Raw genomic sequence first — 21,047 nt, forward strand, 5'->3', positions numbered from 1 at the left:
TTACCCCTTCTTGGCGATAATCGCGACCCAGTCTTCCATCACACGCGTCTCTTCGATCTCAAATCCAGCAGCGACCAAAGCATTCGTCACTTCAGCCCGCTTCTCTCCGATAATTCCAGAGGTGATGAAGCGACCACCTGACTTCGTACGTGCATAGGCGTCTTCGATGAACAGGAGAATGACGTCAGCGAGAATGTTCGCCACGACTAAATCATACTCCCCTTCCACACCTTTCAGAAGATCACCTGTGTCCACTTGAACGAGTTCGCCCACTCCGTTCGTCTCAACGTTTTGACGAGCCGATTCAACGGCGACTGAATCCAAATCTAGCGCCTTCACGCTTGCTGCTCCGAGTTTCGCAGCAGCAATCGACAATACGCCCGATCCTGTACCGACATCAATGACATGGTCACCTTCCTGAATGTAGTTCTCAATCGCTTGAATGCAGAGCATTGTCGTCGGATGCGTTCCTGTGCCGAACGCCATACCCGGGTCAAGCAAAATCACATTCTCTTCCGGCTGCGGTGTGTACTCTTCCCATAAAGGAACAATGGTAAGCTGTTGCGAAATTTTCACCGGCTTATAATACTGCTTCCAAGAGTGAGCCCAGTCCTCTTCATCGATTTCAGCGACCGTGACGTCTCCTGACCCGATATCGAGCATCGTGCGTAGTCGTTCGATTTCTTTTTTCAGATTTGAAAGTAAATCTTGAAAATCTCCCGAGGCCGGGACATACGCTTTGACGTGTACGCCAGAAGTTGGATACGTCTCACGATCCGAAACGTCCCAAATCTCCCCGAAATGGTCCTCCGCCATCATTCTGTCGAAATCTTCCACGTCCTCGATGACGACACCTTGTGCCCCCACTTCGTGTAGCAAATTGGATACCGCTTCTACCGCAAGTTGTGTCGTGTGGACACAAATTTCAGACCATTTCATCGTTCGTACACACTCCTTTTAGTGACTAAAGAACTTTTTCATTTTTTGGAACATGCCATGTTCCTCTTCGACACCGGACTCTCCGCTAATTTCTTCAAATTCACGAAGCAACTCTTTTTGACGGTCTGTCATATTCTTCGGCGTCATCACGATGACACTGACGTACTGGTCACCATTTGCGCCACCACGAACGCTCGGCATTCCTTTACCGCGTAAACGGAATTTTGAACCGGTTTGTGTCCCTGCAGGCACTTTCAAGCTCACATTCCCGTGAACTGTCGGTACTTCGATTTCCGCACCGAGAGCAGCCTGGGCGAATGTGATCGGCATATCCATTGCGATATGTTGGTCGACACGTTCAAAGATCTCATGTGCTCTGACACGAACGACGACGTACAAGTCCCCTGCTGGCCCACCGTTCACGCCTGGACCACCTTTACCTGAGAGACGGATTTGTTGACCGTTATCGATACCGGCTGGGATTTTGACCTCGACGGTTTGTTTCTTCTTCACATGACCTGAACCATGGCACGTCGGACATTTTTCTTTAATCGTCTTACCACTTCCATGACACTGGCTACATGGACGTTGGTTGACCATACGACCGAGAATCGTGTTCTGTTCGACCGTTTCGACGCCGCTACCGCCACATCGATTACACGTTTCCGGTTTCGTGCCCGGTTTTGCGCCACTTCCCATACACGTGTCACATTCCACTTCGATTTCGAGTTCAATCGTTTCCGTTTTCCCAGTGACACTTTCCATGAAGTCAAGATCGACGACGTACTGGTAATCTTCACCGCGACGTGGTGCGTTCGGATCTTGACGGCGTCCACCGCCTCCGAAGAACATGTCGAAGATATCTCCGAAGCCGCCTTGGAAGTCACCGCCTCCTCCAAACTGATTGGCCCCTTCGAAACCGAATCGGTCATACTGGGCCCGTTTCTGTTCGTCTGAGAGTACTTCATACGCTTCACCAATCTCTTTGAACTTGTCAGCAGCATCTGCTTCTTGGTTGATGTCCGGGTGATATTGACGGGCTAACTTTCGGTATGCCCGCTTGATGTCTTGTGCCGAGGCCGACTTGTCGAGCCCGAGCACTTCATAATAATCTCGTTTCGCCACTATTCTCGCTCCTATCCTCACTAACTACGTATCGATTTTACCGATTCTACCTTAACATGGAAAGAGCCAAAGCAGAAACCTGCTTTGGCGCTCTCCTTTACAACGGCTGTTTATTTACGGTCGTCGAGATCCTCAAACTCTGCGTCCACGACATTATCGTCTTGTTTCGCTTCCGCTTGTGGTTCTGCGCCTTCAGCACCTTGCTGTTCAGCCATTTTAGCATATACTTTTTGCGTCAACTCTTGAACGACAGCTGACAATTCGTCTTTGGCTGTACGGATCGCCTCAAGGTCTGAACCTTCGAGAGCAGTTTTCGCTTTTTCTTTCGCAGCTTCTGCTTTTTCTTTGTCCGCCTCTTCTACTTGCTCACCAAGGTCTTTGATTGCCTTGTCTGTCGCGAAGACGAGTTGGTCTGTTTCGTTGCGAAGTTCTGCTTCTTCTTTACGTTTGTTATCTGCTTCTGCGTTCGCTTCGGCTTCTTTCACCATGCGCTCGATTTCTGCCTCATCGATACCTGAAGAAGATTGGATTGTGATCGATTGTTCTTTGTTCGTACCGAGATCTTTTGCTGATACGTGAACGATTCCGTTTGCATCGATATCGAATTTAACTTCGATTTGTGGCACACCACGTGGTGCTGGTGGAATATCCGTCAATTGGAAGCGACCAAGTGTCTTGTTGTCTGGCGCCATCGGACGTTCCCCTTGAAGGACGTGGATGTCAACAGCAGGCTGGTTATCGGCTGCAGTCGAGAACACTTGTGATTTCGATGTTGGGATTGTTGTGTTGCGATCGATGAGTTTCGTCATCACGCCACCCATTGTTTCGATACCGAGTGAGAGTGGAGTCACGTCGAGAAGAACGACGTCTTTCACGTCTCCAGCAAGAACCCCACCTTGAATTGCTGCACCAAGTGCAACAACTTCATCCGGGTTTACCCCTTTGAATGGCTCTTTCTTCGTGAAGTCGTGGATTGCTTTTTGAACAGCAGGGATACGTGTCGAACCACCGACGAGAATGATCTTGTCGAGGTCAGACGGTGTGAGTCCTGCGTCTTTCAAGGCACGGCGCGTCGGTTCCATTGTGCGTTCGACAAGGTCAGCCGTCAATTCTTCAAATTTCGCACGTGTGAGTGTCATCTCCAAGTGGAGCGGACCTGCTTCACCTGCTGTGATGAACGGAAGGCTGATATGTGCGCTTGTGACACCTGAAAGGTCTTTCTTCGCTTTTTCAGCTGCATCTTTCAAACGTTGAAGTGCCATCTTGTCTTTGCCGAGGTCGATGCCATTCTCTTTTTTGAATTCTGCAACGAGGTAGTCGATGACTTTTTGGTCGAAGTCATCTCCACCGAGACGGTTGTCACCAGCTGTAGCGACAACTTCGAATACACCGTCACCAAGTTCAAGAATCGAAACGTCGAACGTACCGCCACCAAGGTCATAGATCAAAATCGTGTGGTCTTCGCCTTTATCTAGACCGTAAGCGAGTGCCGCAGCTGTTGGCTCGTTAATGATTCGTTTGACATCAAGGCCAGCAATCTTACCAGCATCTTTTGTCGCTTGACGCTCCGCGTCGTTGAAGTATGCAGGAACTGTGATGACGGCTTCCGTGACTGATTCACCGAGGTAGTCTTCAGCATCTTTCTTCAACTTCTGCAAAATGATTGCCGAGATTTCTTGTGGTGTGAATTTTTTGCCGTCTACGTCTACTGTATGTGACGTTCCCATGTGACGTTTGATTGATTGGATCGTATTCGGGTTCGTGATAGCCTGACGTTTCGCGACCTCACCGACTTGACGCTCTTCTCCTTTGAATGCGACAACAGAAGGAGTCGTACGGTTACCTTCTGCGTTCGAGATGACGACTGCTTCGCCACCTTCCATTACTGCCACACATGAGTTTGTAGTCCCTAAGTCAATACCGATAATTTTACCCATCGTTTATTCCTCCGTCTCGTTAAGTAGTATTATTCTGCAACTTTTACCATGCTAGGGCGAATGACTCGACCGTGCATCGTATATCCTTTTTGAAGCTCCATCGTCACGATACCTGACTCGAACTCATCGCTCGGTTCTTGCATGACTGCTTGATGGAAATTCGGGTCGAACGGCTGTCCGACTGCTTCAATCACTTCGACTTGCTCAGCATTTAATACGTCAAGCAGTTGACGATGAATCATGTCAACTCCTGATTGAATCTGCTTCGCATCCTCCGAAGTTGCGTTTACTTGAAGTGCACGCTCAAAGTTGTCAATGAGCGGAATCAATTTTTCAATGACAGACTGTGAAGCAAACTTGACGCGTTTGGCGTTCTCTTCGTTCGTCCGACGACGGAAGTTGTCAAAGTCGGCACGAATGCGGAGCTCGCTCGCTTTCAACGCTTCGATTTCTTTTTGTAAGTCCGTCCCCTCAGAACTTTCTTCCACAATCTCAGCATTTAAAACCTCATCTTCATTTGATTCAGTTGACTCATTCTCTTCTGTTTGTGCCGAGTCTACAGATTTTTCTTCAAGCACGTCATCTTGCTCATGCCCGTTTTGGTGATCTGCTGTCATAGTAAAACTCCTTTCCGTCACTCGTCTAGTTTCGTTCGTCGCAACGCTTCGATAATTTGTCCCATCATTTGGACACCATGACGGTAATTCATACGCGTTGGACCAATCATAGCGATTGTTCCGAATGTTTTACCGTCTAGTGTATAATCCGAGGTTATGACACTACAATTTTGAAGGGCGACAATTCCGTTCTCGCTCCCAATGCTCACATAAATCTCACGATTTGGCAACGATTCGAGCCAGTGCGTCAATCGTTCTTGCTCATCAATCCATTCTAGGAATGGGCGTAACGTGTCGAGCGTCTGAAACTCGGGTTGATTGAAGATCTTCTTCTTGCCCCCGAGATAAAGCGAAGACGGCGTTTGGATTCCGACCGTCGATTGAATCAGTTGCATCATGTTTTCGTACTGCTGTCGCTGAGCGAGTTGCAATTTGGCAACTTCCTCCCCAATCCGGATTTTCAATTGTCCGATTGGCGTTCCGACAAGGCGGTCGTTCAACAGTCGAATCGTTTCCTCGATGACGTCAGGAGCGACACGCGATTCAAACATGACGGTACGATGCTCGACGTGACCTTGATCCGTGACGATGAGAACGACACCACGGCGCTCGTCTAATGGCATAAAGTCCACACGGGCCAACGTTTCCATTTGGCTGTTCGGACCGAGGGCGACCGTCGTATAATTGGTCAAATCAGAAAGGAGATCTGCAGCTTGTCGAATCAAGATCTCAGACTCTTTTGAAGATTGTTTCAAACGTTCTTCTAGTCGACCTGTCTCCCGTTCGTCGATGATCTGCTTCTCGACGAGGTGGTCCACGTAATATCGATAGCCGACCTCTGACGGGATGCGACCTGCAGAAGTATGCGGTTTTTCAATCAGCCCCATGTCTTCCAAATCGGCCATATCATTCCGAATCGTTGCTGAACTAAACGTCAAATCGTCTCGTTTCGACAATGTCCGAGAACCGACCGGCTGAGCCGTCTGGATGTAATCGTCAATGATGGCTCGAAGAATGAGCAATTGTCGATCTGTCAGCACAACATCACTCCTCTCTGGAAAGGTTACCCCGCTTTATTAGCACTCATATTTAACGAGTGCTAATTACACTTCAAATATTATCATGTTCTCACTATTTGTCAATTCATACACTCGGATTTTTTCACCTTTTTTCACGATAGCAAACCTACGAAATGAAAATAAAAGCCCATTTCGGTAGAATAGATGATGAGGTGATTACATGTTTACAACAAAACAATTTAATGTATTTAAACAGGATGGACTCGACGAACGAATGTCTGGTATCCGTTCGGATATTCAACCGCTCTTCCATCGGATTTATGACGAGGTCGGGCCAGAGCTTGAGGCTGATGTCGGTATCCCTCTTTATTTGCATGTGGCAAAGCACGCTCGTCGGACGGTGAACCCACCGAAAGATACGTGGATGGCGATTTGTCACGACAAACGTGGGTACAAAAAACATCCGCACTTACAAGTTGGACTTTTCGACGATCGCGTCTTCATCTGGCTAGCGTTCATCTATGAGATGCCGAACAAGGACGCCATCGCGAAACACCTGCAACAAATCGATTTGAAATCAACATTCCCTGATTTCCATATCGCGGGCGACCATATGAAAAAAGAAGCGTTACTTGTTGAAGATACGTCAACTGAAGACATTCAATCGCTACTTGAGCGATTCGGCACTGTGAAAAAGGCTGATTTCTTGATCGGCCGTCAACTTCCTGCCGATGCGTCGATTCTTCAAAATGAAGACGCATTTCTCGCGTTGGTCGAAGACACGTTCGGTCGGCTTACACCGCTCTATCGTGATCTCGTCTTGTAATATAAGAAAATGGACAAATCCTCACGAGGGACTTGTCCATTTTTTTATGAATCAGCATGTTCAAGTTTTGCTTCTCCAATAAAGGCTGCAAAGGCTTCATTGGCGAGTGGCAAACCGGATGCCGTTAGACGGATATGTGTGTCCGTCCGTTCAATCAGTGACTTCTTCACCAACTCTTCGATGACGTGACCGAACACATCATCGAGCGACACTCCGTACTTTTGTTCAAACGTCTGAAGCGAGACCCCGGAACGCATACGCAGGCCGAGGAACAACTCTTCTTCCATCTTTTCCACTTCTTCTAGTTCGGTCACCCGTTTCACAGGGATGCCTTCTGCTTTAATATAGTGAGGAATTGGAGCGATATTGGCGCGACGTGTCCCATTCAAATAACTATGCGCTCCGGCTCCGAATCCATAATACTCTTCATTGCGCCAGTACACTTGATTGTGACGACTCTCTCGACCAGGCAAGCCATAGTTGGAGATTTCATATTGTTTGAGACCATGGCGTTCAAGCGTCTCCATCACTTTCAAGTACATTTCGACTTCGACATCTTCCCCCGGTAAACGGAGCTTCCCTTTTCGATCTTGAATCGCAAAGACGGTATGCGGCTCGAGGATCAACGAATAAGAGGATACATGTTGAATCGGTAATTGGAGCGCTAGCGCTAAATCACGGTCAATTTGTTCAAGGGTTTGTTCCGGAAGACCGAACATCAGGTCAATCGAGATATTGTCAAAGCGTTTTGCCGCTTCGCTTACCGTCTCGAACACATCATCCGCCCGATGCGTCCGCCCGATGCGCTCAAGTCCACCATCATCAAACGTCTGGACACCGAAACTGAGTCGGTTGACGCCACCTGCTTTCATCGTGTCGAGTTTTTCCGCACTCACAAAGTTCGGGTTCGCTTCGACAGAATACTCTAAGTCGTCTGACGCGAGAGGCAGAAGGTGTCGGCGGACCATGTCCATCAGGCGCGCCATCTGCTCCTCATTGAGCGCGGTCGGTGTCCCGCCTCCGATAAAGATGGTATCAATCCGCTCTGTCGGAAACGCCTCGAGCGTCAATACCATCTCTCGTTCTAATGCATCTAAATAATCATCAACAGGCTGATTTTTTAAAAACACCTTGTTGAAATCACAGTAATAACAAATATGTTCACAAAATGGAATGTGAAGATATACGGCTTTAGCCAATTTCGGCCACCCCTTTCTTCTCATTCCATTTATAACGCTTTTCGTCTGTTCTTTCCAGCCTGCGCCATCAATCGAATCGATGAATGAATAAACCACTCTTCAATTTCGGCTCGAACCAGGTCGATTTTGGAGGCATCTGACCACCGTCATCCGCCACGCGCATCAGTTGTGTCATCGTCGTTTCGTGACAGGTGAAAAGCAATCGGTCCGGCACCTGAGTCAGCTTCTCTAATTCAACGACCGTCTTGTTTCCACCGACAAAATCGACTCTCGCGTCCGTACGGATATCTTCAACGTTGAAGTATGGCGTGAGAATATCTCGCTGTAAGATGGCAACGTCGAGCGCCGGGTCTTCTTGCCGTTTCGTCAACTTATAATACTTCCCTCGATAGGCGACTCCGAAGACGCCATGTTCATTCGGCAGGACAAGACGATCCTCCTCCTTGATCATGTATGAAAACGAGAGTCCGTCTAACATATTCTCTACCTCTTCAGGACTTATCGCTGTCAGCACGCGATGATACGGCAAGATCGTCAATTCGTCACTCGGGAAGAGGACACCTAAGAAGTGTGTACGTTCATTCTTTTGAGAACGATCCCCACTCATCCCGGAAACGACCGCTGCCGCTTTCGCACGATGATGTCCATCCGCAATGTAGATCGACGGGATGGTCGCGCCAATCATCATGACACGAGCGAGTTCACGGTTCGGAATCATGAATCCTTCATGCATGACGCCTCGTTCATCTGTGAACGAGAATAACGGGTCTCCGTCAGTCGCATTATGTAGGATTTGCTTCAAGTTTGCATGTGGAGGATGACTGAGTAGAATGGGACCGGTGTGCGCTCGCGTCGCCCGGACATGCTCGACACGTTCCCGCTCCTTCGTTTCCCGTGTATGTTCGTGAATCTTGATGCGACCGGCTTCATAATCCGCGACTGAAAAGGTGGCGACTAGACCCGTTTGCTGACGTTGTCCCGATGTCAATCGATAGACATAAAATCCGTTCGGACGTTCCGTCAATTCCTTTTCATAGAGACGTTCTAGCTCATGACGCGCCAGCTCCCCCCACTTCTCAAGGGAAAGGTCAGATTGAAGCGCTTCTGGCTTATCAACTGCTAAAAAGGAATCGGGATTTTCTGAAATGACGGCTTGCGCTTCTTCAATCGACACGACATCATACGGGTCTGCAGCGACACGTTCCGGATGCGTTGGCATATAAGGGCTGAACGGTTTAAATACGACCATAAGGATCCTCCTTAAAATTCCCGGACGCGAATGACGCCCTGTATTTCATATAGCGCATGAATCGATAACGGTTCATGCTCGCTGTTGTCTAAATCAATCAACGTATACGCCATCTCCCCGCGGCTACGATTGACCATGTTATCGATATTCAATCCATGTGAGGCAAGTTCTCCCGTGATTTGACCGACCATGTTCGGGACGTTTCGATGCAAAATCCCAAGACGGCGTTTACCCGTGTATGGAAGCTCGACGTTCGGAAAATTAGCGGACGAACGAATATTCCCTGTCTCGAGATACAATTTCAGCGTCTCCACGGCTTGAATGGCACAGTTGACTTCCGACTCTTTAGTCGATGCACCGAGGTGAGGCAATGCCATGACTTGCGGATGACCGATCAGCGTGTGACGGGGGAAGTCGGTCACATACAGTCCCACATGATGATGGAATGCCTTCAGTAAGTCATCATCTTTCACGAGTTCTCCTCGCGCAAAGTTCAAAACAGTCATCCCCGGTTTCATTCGCTCAAACCAACTCCGGTCGATGCTGAATCGAGTCTCCTCAGTCAAAGGCATATGGATCGACAGTAAATCAACGTTGCCCAGTACTTCACTTAAGTGTTTGGCACGCGTGACATGTTTCGAAATATTCCAAGCGGCATCAACCGAGAGATGAGGGTCGTATCCAATGACATCGACCCCGAGTTGGAGAAGATCGTTGGCTAGCGACGCACCGATGGCTCCCAGACCGATAATCCCCACTTTTTTACCTCGCAACTCCGCTCCGAGGAATTGTCGTTTTTGCAATTCCATCGCTTCTTCTAATTGAGATTGCGATGCGGTAGTCTGTTCATTCACCCAATTGAAACCTTTCACAATAGGTCGTACTGAGAGGATCATGCTTGCAAGGACGAGCTCTTTCACCGCATTCGCATTCGCGCCAGGTGTATGAAACGCGACGATTCCTCGTTTCGCAAGTTGATCGAGCGGAAGGTTGTTGACACCGGCCCCAGCTCTAGCGATGGCGAGAAGATAGAGAGGGATGTCCTCTTCATGGACTTGATGACTTCTCAGTACCCAAGCATCGGCTTGATCCGATGCATTGATGACGTACTCGCTTGGCTCGAATCGTTTCAGACCAGCGGCAGCAATTTGATTAAATGTTTTGATGTGATACATGGGTCTCCTCCTCGAATGCTCTCATGACGTCGACGAGGCGTTCTGCCCCTTCTAGCGGCATCGCATTATATAGACTTGCACGTAAGCCCCCTACCGAACGATGGCCACCGAGTTCGAGCAAGCCACGTTCTAACGCGTATCGCTCAAAGCGCAGATCCAGCTCTTGATTTCCCGTTGTAAATGGGATGTTCGTCAATGAACGACGTTCCCCTGTTACAATTGGAGAAAAACAGGACGACTCTTCAAGATAGGAATAGACCCTGTCACTTTTTTGACGATTCAATCGTTCCATTGCTTCGACGCCTCCGCAGTCTTCTACCCACTTCAATACACGCTCGGCTGCAAACATACTAAACGTCGACGGTGTATTGAATAACGTATCGACATGTGATGCATATTGAAGATAACTCGGCAACTGAAGCGACTGAATCAAATCTCGACGGATGATGACGACCGTCAGTCCTGCAGGTCCGATATTCTTCTGGGCTCCGGCATAGATCACCCCAAAGCGCTCCACATCGATCTGCTCGGCCAGAATGTTCGAGGAAGCATCTGCAATCAACGGAACATCGACTTCAGGGATATGTGTAAATCGGGTCCCTTCAATCGTGTTGTTCAGTGTCACATGGAGATAGTCCACCTCTTGGACAAGGCTCGATTCAAACGACATCCCTCCCGTCACATCTACCAACGGATGAATGACATCGACCTCTCCAAAGTGTTTCGCATCTTCCATCGCTTTTTTAGACCAAATGCCTGTATCCACATAAGCGAATCGATTCTGTTTCCGTAAATTCATCGGAATCATGGAAAATTGTAACGTCGCCCCGCCCTGTAACCAAAGTACGGCATAATTCTCAGGGATATGCATGAGTCTTCTCAGTCTCAATTCAAGAGAGTCGACCACACGTTGGAAAGACGCGGAGCGATGACTCGTTTCGATAATCGAAACGCCTTCATATTCAAACGTCAGAAGATGTTGTTGAATCTCTTGCATCACTTCTGTCGGTAGCATGCCGGGACCCGCAGAGTATGTATACGTCGACACGGTGTTTCCTCCTCTATAGTCTGTCTAAGGGTGTACTCTTCCTTATATGAAGTGGCATTTCCTGCCTAAAATACAAAATCGCCCTGATTCGAAAATCAGGGCGATTCAATCTCATTATTCTTCGTCCATGGAGAGGACAGACATAAACGCTTCTTGCGGGACTTCGACGGACCCGACCATCTTCATGCGCTTCTTACCTTCTTTTTGTTTCTCGAGGAGTTTCCGTTTACGTGAAATATCTCCTCCATAACATTTAGCCAAAACGTTTTTACGAAGTGCTTTAATCGTAGAACGTGCGACGATTTTGGTACCGACAGCCGCTTGGACTGGAACTTCGAACTGCATCCGTGGAATGAGTGCCTTAAGCTTCTCAACAATGACCTTCCCACGCTCGTACGCGAAGTCACGGTGAACGATGAAGCTGAGGGCATCGACGACTTCGTTATTGAGCAAGATATCCATCTTCACGAGGCGCGATTGACGGTAGCCGATCAATTCATAGTCGAGAGACGCATAGCCTTTCGTGCTCGATTTCAACTGATCGAAGAAATCATAGACGATTTCACTGAGCGGAATCTCATACGTGATTTTGACGCGAGTCGTATCGATGTATTGCATATCGATGAACGTTCCGCGTTTCTTCTGGCAAAGTTCCATGATGGCACCCACGTAGTCGTTTGGTGTCATGACAGCCGCCTTGACGTATGGCTCTTCAATCGAATCAACCTTTTGTTGCTCTGGCATCTTCGATGGGTTATCGACGTGAATCACTTCGCCTGAAGTAGTTGTCACGTGATAAATTACCGATGGTGCCGTCGTAATCAAGTCGATGTTAAACTCACGTTCAATCCGCTCTTGAATGATTTCCATATGAAGCATGCCGAGGAATCCACAACGGAAACCAAAACCGAGCGCTTGCGATGTCTCTGGTTCAAACTCGAGCGCGGCATCCGAGAGCTGAAGCTTCTCAAGTGCCTCGCGAAGATCGTTGTACTTAGCCGCATCAATCGGATACAAACCACAGTACACCATCGGGTTCATCTTGCGATAACCAGGTAGCTGACTCGTTGCCGGGTTTTTAGCAAGTGTGATCGTATCCCCGACGCGAACATCTCCGACTGTTTTAATGGATGCAGAAAGCGTACCAACGTCTCCGACGTTCAATTCTTTAACAGAGATTGGTTTTGGCGTCGACACACCGAGGTCCGTCACTTCGAACGTCTTGCCGGTCGCCATCATTTGAACCTTGTCTCCTACTTTGACTGAACCGTTCACGATACGAATCGATGCGACGACACCGCGGTAGGCATCATAGTACGAGTCAAAAATCAAAGCTTGCAATGGTTCAGACGGGTCACCTGTCGGCGGAGGGACAAGTTCCACGATTTGTTCGAGAATCTCTTCAATCCCGATTCCCGCTTTTGCAGAAGTCGGGACCGCATCACTCGCATCGAGTCCGATGACGTCTTCAATCTCTTGACGGACCCGCTCGACATCCGCTGACGGCAAGTCGATTTTATTGATGACCGGGATGATTTCAAGGTCGTTATCGAGTGCTAAATAAACGTTCGCAAGGGTTTGCGCTTCAATTCCTTGCGCTGCATCGACGACGAGAATCGCACCTTCACATGCCGCAAGCGAACGTGACACTTCATATGTGAAGTCGACGTGTCCTGGCGTGTCGATCAAGTGAAGAATATACTCTTCTCCGTCTTTCGCCGTATAATTCAATTTGACGGCGTTCAATTTGATTGTAATTCCACGCTCGCGCTCCAAGTCCATCGCGTCAAGCGTCTGCTCTTTCATCTCACGAGCCGTGAGTGCACCAGTCTTCTCAAGAATCCGGTCAGCGAGCGTCGACTTTCCATGATCGATGTGCGCGATGATGGAAAAGTTGCGAATCTTCTTCTGACGATTCTCTAATTCTTGTTTGTTCATATATGGGTTCACCTATCCTTCTCATGCATACCGTGTCATTATATCAAAATCCTAAAGTAATGTGTACGACCTACTACAACAATACCACAGATAGTTTTCAGAATAATCATCAAGTGGTTGCTTTTCATATAACCGTTTGCTACAATTGTGCTTGTTCTGTTGAATGATTACTTGAAGTAATAAGAACATACACTTTCTTGTTTCAGGAGGTGACAAACAATGGCAAACATCAAATCAGCAATCAAACGTGCAAAAACTTCTGAAAAACGTCGTGTTGCGAACTCACAAGAGAAAGCGGCAATGCGTACAGCAGTAAAACGTGTTGATGCTCTCGTACTCGAAGGAAACAAAGAAGCTGCTCAAGAAGCTTTCGTTCTCGCTACGAAGAAGCTCGACAAGGCTGCGTCAAAAGGTCTTATCCACAAAAACAAAGCAGGTCGTGATAAATCACGCCTCGCAGCTCGTATCGCTGCTCTCTAATTAGAGATCACACGAAACAGCCGCCTCCTATTCGGAGCCGGCTGTTTTTTTGTATACCATGACGTAGTGTGGGCCAATCCCAGGGATGTCGAACGGCTCCCCGATTCGTGTAAGTCCATTTCGCTCATAGAAACGGACAGCCACTTCTCTCGCATTACACCACCATGAACTCCCTAGCTCATCATAGAGTACCTGTAAAAATTGAGAGCCGATTCCTTGTCCCGAAACATGAGGATCCGTCGCCATGCCACGGAGTTGGAGCGGAATCTTTACACCCTCGATTTGTTTCGGGGACAGCATGACTGTTGCGACCGACAGCACTTGATCGCCTTCAACCCAAGCGAAGTGTCGCGTCGTCGGCGCCTCATCCCCTTCAAAATAGCATGTCTCAACGTCTTTTCCTGGTCTGAGCACAACATGACGGAGTGGAATCACGTCTTGAAGCGTCACTTGTTTGAATCCCATTCCCTCACCTCACAATAAAGCCAGTTGACAAACGAGCGTATCGAATACGATCTGTTTGTCACCACGTCCTGTTTTCATGGCCTCGTCCGCGTCTGCAATCAATGTCAACGCACGTGCGAGCTGAGCCTCTGAAAAGCCGCGACTCGCTTGTGTCGCCAATTTGATTGTGTACGGGTGGGCTCCGATTTTCGATGCGATTTGCTTCTCTCCATAGCCTGCCTCTGTCAACTGTTTCGACAGGTACATGTTCCGATATTGCCGAGCAAGCAACCCGAGTAGCCCAATCAGTTCTTGCCCTTGTTTTTCTAAATCCCGAACCAATCGAAGCGCTGCATCAGCTTGTCGTTTGACGAGAAGCTCCGAGAGCTGAAAGACGTTATCTTCTAATGTACGTGGAACTAAATCATTCACAATCTCAATCGGAATCGTCGCACCCGTTCCCGCGTACAACTGTAGCTTCTCTAGTTCGCGAACCAACTTTCCCCAATCATCCTGACATAGGAATAAAAGACGCTCCATCGTAGAGCGCTCCATCTTTTGTTGTTCACGACTCAATGCATCGTTCACGTATCGCATCAGTTCATTTTGGCTCGGCTTTTTCGCTTCGAGGACGATGGCACGCTCTTTCAGACGCTTCACGATTTTCTTCCGCTCATCGAGTTTTTCTGACTCGACGATCAAGACAAGAACCGAGTAGGTCGCCGGTTGCACGACATATTCCGCCAGACGGTCGACATTGTGCTTTTGCTTCTCTTTCGCACCCGTTAAGAACTGGGCATTTTTCACGATAACCGTGCGATATTCACTAAAGAAAGGGACCGTCTCCGCTTCATCAAGCGCCGTATCGAGTGACGTCTCTTGAAGATCTAATTGCATGACATCAAATTGATCACCGGATGGATTGGCCGCTTTCACGATTTCACGTTCCCACGTCTCTAACAAATATTTTTCGATGCCATGGAGAACATAGACGCTCGCCAGTTTTCCATTATGTAACCACGGTTCATTCAAAACACACACCACTTTCACAATTTATTCTCATCTAAACATAGATTATCTTCCCATGATTCGCTATACTTATAAAGGAAGTATGATAAGGAGGGACCTAATATGCAAATCAACTCAGTACGCCCACCGAGTGAAAACCCGTTTGAAAATGACGTTCAATGCAAACGTAATGACGCCATCGACTCTGCGATTGGCTTCATCGTCCCATTTGGCTTTTTCTTCACGATTTTCTTCATCGGTGTCATCATCAAGTTTTTAAGTCTATAAGTGTTCAAACGATTGCCCCGGGGGAGCAATCGTTTTTTAGTGTATCACATTTTATCCCGTGCTACTCGATGATCCCCCGACACATGTTCTCTTCACAGACAATCATTCCGTTCAAATCGGTTCGTAATAGACGTCTCCCCACAACCCGTCGTAACGTCTCCTCGTGCGGATGCCCATACCGATTGTTCGAACCGACACTCGCAATGACCCATTCTGGATCGATTCGCTCAAGCAGCTCTTCCCCCGACGACGTATTGGATCCGTGATGCCCTAACTTAAATACGTCGACGTCAAGCGTCGGTAACTCTGCTTCTCCTTCTATCGGCAAATCTCCTGTCAATAAATACCGCATGCCACCTACGTTCATGTACAGGCTGATCGAATGATCATTTTCATCTTCGTGTGGGCGATTCGGTGCCACAATCCACATCCATGGCGTCGGCCGATCGTCTGCCTCGAGATAATGGACCGATACATCATAGGCCGCTGCTAAGTGTAGCAATTCTTCTCGTTTTTCAGCATTCGCCACTTCTTTTGATATCCAAAGCTCTTCTACCGTCACTACCTTCAATAATCCTTCTAATCCGCCGATGTGGTCATGATCCGCATGAGTCAACAGGACAAAATCAAGCGAACGCTCCCCACGTTTCCATAAATAAGGGGCCAATACATCTTCCCCCGGGTCAAACGTGCTTCGCTTTTGCTCGTTTGGATCTTGAAATACGCCCCCTACATCAATGACACCAATCGTTCTTCCCGATTCTACGACGATTGCATCACCTTGCCCGACATCCAAAAAGGTCACCCGTGAAGATTCCGACCATTCTGACCATCCTGCAATCAACCCACATGTCATGATGGCCGCCCCCCATCCGATCCATCGTTTTCGATTCATCAGCGTCAAGCTCCCCCATAACCCTAGCCACAATGCGATTTGCGACGGTAACGCCAGATCGTGCAACGGAAGCCAAGGTCGTAAATCATCGTGGAGAGTGAACATTCCATGAATCGCGTCCAAGACAACCATGAACAACGGGGCAATCGAAGGAATCAACCATGTGACAAATGCGAGTGGCATGATGATCCACGAGATACAGATGGCCATCACGAGATTCCATATCGGTGCCGCGACGGATAGAACCGGTTGTACTTGCCATAGTACAATCAGCCCAAACAGCTGTGCGAAAACGGACAACTCGATTAGTCCTGTCCAGATTTGTCTCGTGACTAACAAAAAGAAGGTCATCCCGACCGTTAATTGGAAACCCAGATTTGTGAGAAGGAACGGTTGAACGGCCAACATGCCCGCCGCACACCAACTCAAGAGCCGAATCGGGTCTCGAATCATCACACCGAAAAGAGAGAGAAAGAGGATTGCATCTGCGACGACGACAGCTCTTGCGACAGGTGGGGAAAAACCAGTCATCCATCCGAACACCGTAATACTAAAGATCATCAGTACCGTCTTCGTTTCACGTCGAATAGAGATCGACTGCAACAATATGCGCATGGCCACGATCAACATAGCAATATGCGAACCGGAAATCACAAGAAGATGAAGAAGACCCGTCACACGATAAGAAAATGAGGTCTGTTCATCTAGCATTCGACTCTCTCCGAACAATAATGCCTCCATATATAATGCGACATCCGCACGATGACGATGCTCAATTTGCTGAAGTTTTCGCTCTTTCCAACGTAGCATCCGACCGTCCCACCCTGCCGTCGGACGACAGGTGTCGATTCGCTTCACCTTCCCTTTAAAGGATACGTTTGAACTCCGTGCCCAAGCCCGTTCATCAAATCCCCCGGTGTTTCGTAACGGTTGAAACGCCTCTATTTCGATTTGCACGAGGCACGTCTCTCCTGGTCGTCCGCGATTTAGTTCGCGTCCTCGTAAGACGCCCTGAAGATTGTCTACGTTCCCGTATAGTCTTACCGATTTCCCATTCTCTTTTCGATTTTCGATTGAGAAGGCAATCGTGTCTGACGGTAACGATTCTGTAGGGGTCGTATGGAACGATGCGATGCAGATGAGTCCAATCACTCCGGCTTTCGCATACAGGCCTTGCCCACGTCGTGTGACCAGATAAAAGACACTAGCGACCACAGAGACCAAATAGAATCCTTCTGTCAGACCGGTTACAATGAGTACCGCAAATAATGGAAACAGCGGCATCTTAAGGCACCAATAAATATGGCTTCATACTTTCTAATGTCTTTTCGCCGAATCCCTTCACATCTCCTAGCGCTTCATATGTTTTAAATGGACCGTTCGCTTTCAGATGATTTAGAATCGCCTCGGCTTTGGCTGGACCAATTCCTGGAACCGTCATCAGTTCCTCTTTCGTCGCACTGTTGACATGAACACCGTTCGTTTCTACCTCGGGACTCGGTGAGTCTTGCGAAATCGGTGTTTCTCCTTTTTTCGGCACGATAATTTTGACTCCATCAACTAACAACTGTGCTAAATTCAACTGCTCTGGGTCAGCTTCATCTGTCAGGACTGCCAAGGAGAGCACATCGCCCACTCTCGCCCCTTCTGGTACGGTATATACGTCCGGAGATTCAACCGCACCTGTCACATACACAACGAGCTCCATACGCTCTGGGGACGTGGTCGGCGTGACCTCCTCAGGTTCCATGACGAATTCGTCCACCATTCGTTGCTCCGGTTCCTTTTGATAAAACAAATAGCCCACTCCTAAAAAAAGAACGACTAGGAGACCGATGACGAGTTGTTTCCATCTTTCCAAGCGGATCACCACCCTGTTCGACTGTTACGTTCAGTATGGCGAATCATGTGTTTCTAAACACGGCTCGTTCTTCCCCACAATCTTGACTTTAGGAAATGATTTGTTTGCATGTTCCATATCGCACTCGTACATGTAACGATATTCATCGACACAATTTCTATGAACAGGTTATAGAATGACGGAAAAAACGGAGACCATCACGTGGCCTCCGTTCCTGCTGTTCACTGTTCGATTATTCTTCTTCGAAATGCTGAACCTGGTCAGCGAGTGCCGCTGCCTGTCCTTCTAACTCTTGCATCAACGTAAAGATTTGATCGAAGCTCGCCTGCTGTTCTTTCATCGAGGCTGCCACTTCTTCGTTTCCTGCGGCCAACTCTTCCGTCACCCCAGATACTTCTTCAACGCGGCGCAAGACGTTGTTCACCTCGTTACTCGATGTGCGCATCTCTTGTTCGATCGTGCGTACGAACGAAGCGACGTGGTCTGTCCGTTCATGGATTCGGTTGAATGCTTCTTTCGTCAATCCGAACGCTTCTAATTGCGCCTCTTGCTCGCGTTTTGACTCATTCACCGTTTCCGTCAAACGGACGACTTCTTGCTGGATCGTCTCGACGACGTGGAAAATAGAGCGAGTCGCCTTGTTGCTCTCTTCCGCCAACTTCTTCACTTCACTTGCTACGACAGCAAATCCTCGTCCCGCTTCTCCCGCACGGGCTGCCTCGATTGCCGCATTGAGGGCAAGTAAATTCGTTTGAGCCGCGACGTCTTCGACAAGTTTCGCCATCGCCTCAATCTCAGCCGTTTGTCGTGCAAAGTGGTCCATTCGCGTGACAAGCACTTCATTCCGTTCGCTTGAGCGATCTAAAATGTGCTCCTGGTCCGTTAATGTTTCAATTCCAGCCGCTACTTCACGTGTCATTTCTGACGTTTCTTCCGTCGTTTGTTTCGTCTGGTTCAAGCTCGTCTCAAATGAAGTTGCCATCGTATGCACTGAGCTGAGCGTTTCTTGCAACTCATTTGCAATCGACTGTGCTCCGTGTGCCATCTCATCAACTGCGTTCGTGATGTTAGATGTCGTACTCACGACCGCCTCATTTTCGGCTGCGGCTGTTTCGGTCATCCCGTTCACTTTCATTGATGTGACTCGGATTGACCCGATCACCGTCTGAAGAGACGCCGTCATGTCACGCATGGCACGTTCAAGACGTCCGATTTCATCATTGCGCGTCGACTCAGGCAACGTGACGAGACGTCCGGCTGCAATCGCTTCGGCCACCTTGACATTTTTTTCGAGTGGTCGAGTGATCGAACGGGCAAAGAAGAAGTTGTAGATTCCGAGCGCTAGGATGACGAGAATCGTCAAGAGAACCGAGATCAACAAGAGACGTTCCGTCTCATTTGCCGCCTCCACTTGAAGCGCTTCATAGAATGAACCGTTCTTTGCAATCAACGTATTGATATCATTTAACAGACCTTCCAGTTTTGCTGCCTGGATCCGAGCTCCGATACCACCTTCAAGTGCCGACTCAACATCTTCGTTCACCTGTTCGTACTTCATCGTGGCACGGTCTAAATGATTTGAAAATGCCGGAATCAAATAAGACTGTTTTAAATCATCGAACGTTTCCGCGTTCGTCACACGGATGCGCTCTAATTGAGTCAATGTAGATTGGTTCGACTGTTCACCAAGTGACGTCCAGAGGGATTGTTCTTGTAGAAGTGACGTTTCAAGTTGAGACAATTCAATCATTTGACTTCCATACTGCTCGTTATACGTTTGCAAGCGATTCAACGTCGACAAGACGTAACTCATCATCAGTACGATCAAGACGACGGTGAAGACGGTTGAGAAGATAAAACGTTTACGTAAACTCATTTAAGTGTCCCCTCCTTCAACTGACGTTCTACCGATTCATACTCTGATGTTTCTTTCTCATCCCATTGAATGCGACGAAGCGGAGCCAAGCCGACGCCGCCCTCTTCAATTCCAAGGATGACGTGTTCATTAAATGGTTTTTCGGTCACACGACCCGCGATTTCTACAATCGCCAAATCGACTTGTTTCAACATCGACGTCACAACCGCATCTGGTGCAATCATCGATTGATCACTATCGACCCCGATTGCCTTAACGCCGTATTTTTCAGCCGTCTCGAGTACACCGACCCCTGTCAGTCCTGCTGCAGCATAAAGAACATCTGCGCCCGCTTTAATTTGTTTCTCAGCGAGTTCACGACCGAGCTCCGGTGAAGCAAAATCATTCGAGAAGTCAACGAGCATCTCCACGTCCTCGTTCACTGCCTTAGCGCCACGTTCAAATCCTGCTTCAAATTTCTGAATGAGTTCAATATCCATTCCTCCGATAAACCCAATGGTATCGGACTCTGTTTCAAGACCAGCCACCGCGCCAGCAAGCGTACTGCCCTCTCCTTCTTCAAACGTAATATTCAAGACGTTCGGAAGTTCAGACACGCCATCGATCAAAGCGAATTGCTGTTCCGGATGTTCAGCCGCAACGGCCTCTAAGTCTTCTTGACACGCAAAACCGAGACCGACGATTACGTCATGTCCCTCTTCTACCAATTCTTCAAAGCCAACTTTGTACGTCTCCGTTTCGGATAGTTCACGATAATCAACGAACCAATCACCCGTCTCACGTAGCTCACCCATCCCGCGCATGGCTGCGTCACTGAACGATTGGTCCCCGAGACCAACGTCAGATAGGACGACACCCATCGTCTGTCGTTCTTCTACAGTGGTATTCGGATCGTCGATAACCGACTGACAACCCGACAACCAAAGGGTACAAGCTGTGATTGTACTGAGCATTATGCTTTTCTTCATGTATTCAATACTCCCTCTCTCTAATGGTCTGACAACCCTTATATCGACCGAGAAGGCATTGTTCTCCATGATTTTTTTTAAAAGTTGTGGTAATAAAATGTCGGGGACATCTGAGAGTGTTAGATGTTTCAAAAGGGATTTTTTTCTAATCATTG

Annotated in this window: 19 protein-coding genes; 3 read left to right on the forward strand and 16 right to left on the reverse strand. The window is 48.3% G+C overall.

What is annotated here, in order from left to right; translation table 11 throughout:
* From prmA to hrcA, 5 genes are all read right to left on the reverse strand, one after another.
* Window positions 1–939 carry a 50S ribosomal protein L11 methyltransferase gene (gene prmA / locus KNO73_RS05985; RefSeq protein ID WP_215112214.1) on the reverse strand — a complete coding sequence of 313 codons (939 nt, stop codon included), beginning with the start codon at window positions 937–939 and terminating at the stop codon, window positions 1–3.
* 18 nt (window positions 940–957) lie between these two features.
* Entirely contained in the window at window positions 958–2,064 is a 1,107-nt protein-coding gene (dnaJ, locus tag KNO73_RS05990; protein ID WP_012726665.1) for a molecular chaperone DnaJ, read from the reverse strand.
* Window positions 2,065–2,174: 110 nt separating this feature from the next.
* Window positions 2,175–4,001, reverse strand: coding sequence for a molecular chaperone DnaK (gene dnaK, locus KNO73_RS05995; protein WP_012726666.1), 1,827 nt, complete (start codon window positions 3,999–4,001; stop codon window positions 2,175–2,177).
* Window positions 4,002–4,030: 29 nt separating this feature from the next.
* On the reverse strand, window positions 4,031–4,618 hold the full coding sequence (gene grpE / locus KNO73_RS06000; protein WP_012726667.1) for a nucleotide exchange factor GrpE: 588 nt from the start codon (window positions 4,616–4,618) through the stop codon (window positions 4,031–4,033).
* A 17-nt stretch (window positions 4,619–4,635) separates the two neighbouring features.
* Window positions 4,636–5,658, reverse strand: coding sequence for a heat-inducible transcriptional repressor HrcA (hrcA, locus tag KNO73_RS06005; RefSeq protein WP_012726668.1), 1,023 nt, complete (start codon window positions 5,656–5,658; stop codon window positions 4,636–4,638).
* A gap of 199 nt (window positions 5,659–5,857) precedes the next feature.
* On the opposite strand from hrcA, the gene KNO73_RS06010 reads away from it, so the two are divergent.
* Window positions 5,858–6,463, forward strand: a complete 606-nt coding sequence (locus KNO73_RS06010) for a DUF1054 domain-containing protein (RefSeq protein WP_012726669.1) — start codon at window positions 5,858–5,860, stop codon at window positions 6,461–6,463.
* A gap of 44 nt (window positions 6,464–6,507) precedes the next feature.
* On the opposite strand, the gene hemW is transcribed toward KNO73_RS06010, so the two are convergent.
* From hemW to lepA, 5 genes are all read right to left on the reverse strand, one after another.
* Complete coding sequence (hemW, locus tag KNO73_RS06015) at window positions 6,508–7,662, reverse strand: radical SAM family heme chaperone HemW (RefSeq protein WP_211782626.1); 1,155 nt, start codon at window positions 7,660–7,662, stop codon at window positions 6,508–6,510.
* Between the two features lie 67 nt (window positions 7,663–7,729).
* Window positions 7,730–8,911 carry a DUF1015 domain-containing protein gene (locus KNO73_RS06020; protein ID WP_215112215.1) on the reverse strand — a complete coding sequence of 394 codons (1,182 nt, stop codon included), beginning with the start codon at window positions 8,909–8,911 and terminating at the stop codon, window positions 7,730–7,732.
* A gap of 11 nt (window positions 8,912–8,922) precedes the next feature.
* A complete protein-coding gene (locus KNO73_RS06025; RefSeq protein WP_214734591.1) occupies window positions 8,923–10,086 on the reverse strand; it encodes a phosphoglycerate dehydrogenase in 1,164 nt (387 codons plus the stop codon).
* Window positions 10,064–11,134 carry a 3-phosphoserine/phosphohydroxythreonine transaminase gene (serC, locus tag KNO73_RS06030; protein ID WP_215112216.1) on the reverse strand — a complete coding sequence of 357 codons (1,071 nt, stop codon included), beginning with the start codon at window positions 11,132–11,134 and terminating at the stop codon, window positions 10,064–10,066. Before serC ends, KNO73_RS06025 begins: the two co-directional genes overlap by 23 nt.
* Window positions 11,135–11,248: 114 nt before the next feature.
* The gene (gene lepA, locus KNO73_RS06035) at window positions 11,249–13,072 is read right to left on the reverse strand and encodes a translation elongation factor 4 (protein WP_012726674.1); all 1,824 of its coding nucleotides are present in this window, start codon (window positions 13,070–13,072) and stop codon (window positions 11,249–11,251) included.
* Between the two features lie 219 nt (window positions 13,073–13,291).
* Here lepA and rpsT point away from each other — a divergent pair, with 219 nt between their 5' ends.
* Window positions 13,292–13,552: a 30S ribosomal protein S20 gene (gene rpsT / locus KNO73_RS06040; protein ID WP_012726675.1), complete on the forward strand. Its 261-nt coding sequence runs from the start codon at window positions 13,292–13,294 to the stop codon at window positions 13,550–13,552.
* 27 nt (window positions 13,553–13,579) lie between these two features.
* Here rpsT and KNO73_RS06045 read toward each other — a convergent pair whose 3' ends face one another.
* The gene (locus KNO73_RS06045) at window positions 13,580–14,017 is read right to left on the reverse strand and encodes a GNAT family N-acetyltransferase (protein WP_215112217.1); all 438 of its coding nucleotides are present in this window, start codon (window positions 14,015–14,017) and stop codon (window positions 13,580–13,582) included.
* 9 nt (window positions 14,018–14,026) lie between these two features.
* The gene (gene holA, locus KNO73_RS06050) at window positions 14,027–15,037 is read right to left on the reverse strand and encodes a DNA polymerase III subunit delta (RefSeq protein WP_312049230.1); all 1,011 of its coding nucleotides are present in this window, start codon (window positions 15,035–15,037) and stop codon (window positions 14,027–14,029) included.
* A 90-nt stretch (window positions 15,038–15,127) separates the two neighbouring features.
* Here holA and KNO73_RS06055 point away from each other — a divergent pair, with 90 nt between their 5' ends.
* Entirely contained in the window at window positions 15,128–15,292 is a 165-nt protein-coding gene (locus KNO73_RS06055) for a YqzM family protein (protein WP_012726678.1), read from the forward strand.
* Window positions 15,293–15,353: 61 nt separating this feature from the next.
* Here KNO73_RS06055 and KNO73_RS06060 read toward each other — a convergent pair whose 3' ends face one another.
* From KNO73_RS06060 to KNO73_RS06075, 4 genes are all read right to left on the reverse strand, one after another.
* Entirely contained in the window at window positions 15,354–17,471 is a 2,118-nt protein-coding gene (locus KNO73_RS06060) for a DNA internalization-related competence protein ComEC/Rec2 (RefSeq protein ID WP_215112219.1), read from the reverse strand.
* 1 nt (window position 17,472) lies between these two features.
* Complete coding sequence (locus KNO73_RS06065) at window positions 17,473–18,048, reverse strand: helix-hairpin-helix domain-containing protein (RefSeq protein WP_215112220.1); 576 nt, start codon at window positions 18,046–18,048, stop codon at window positions 17,473–17,475.
* 232 nt (window positions 18,049–18,280) lie between these two features.
* Window positions 18,281–19,924 (reverse strand): methyl-accepting chemotaxis protein, encoded by a 1,644-nt coding sequence (locus KNO73_RS06070; protein WP_214683985.1) that lies wholly within the window; start codon window positions 19,922–19,924, stop codon window positions 18,281–18,283.
* Window positions 19,921–20,892: a BMP family lipoprotein gene (locus tag KNO73_RS06075; RefSeq protein WP_031423197.1), complete on the reverse strand. Its 972-nt coding sequence runs from the start codon at window positions 20,890–20,892 to the stop codon at window positions 19,921–19,923. Before KNO73_RS06075 ends, KNO73_RS06070 begins: the two co-directional genes overlap by 4 nt.
* Between the last annotated feature and the right edge of the window lie 155 nt (window positions 20,893–21,047).

Origin of the sequence: Exiguobacterium sp. s83 (assembly GCF_018617095.1) — a bacterium.
GTDB lineage: Bacteria > Bacillota > Bacilli > Exiguobacteriales > Exiguobacteriaceae > Exiguobacterium > Exiguobacterium profundum.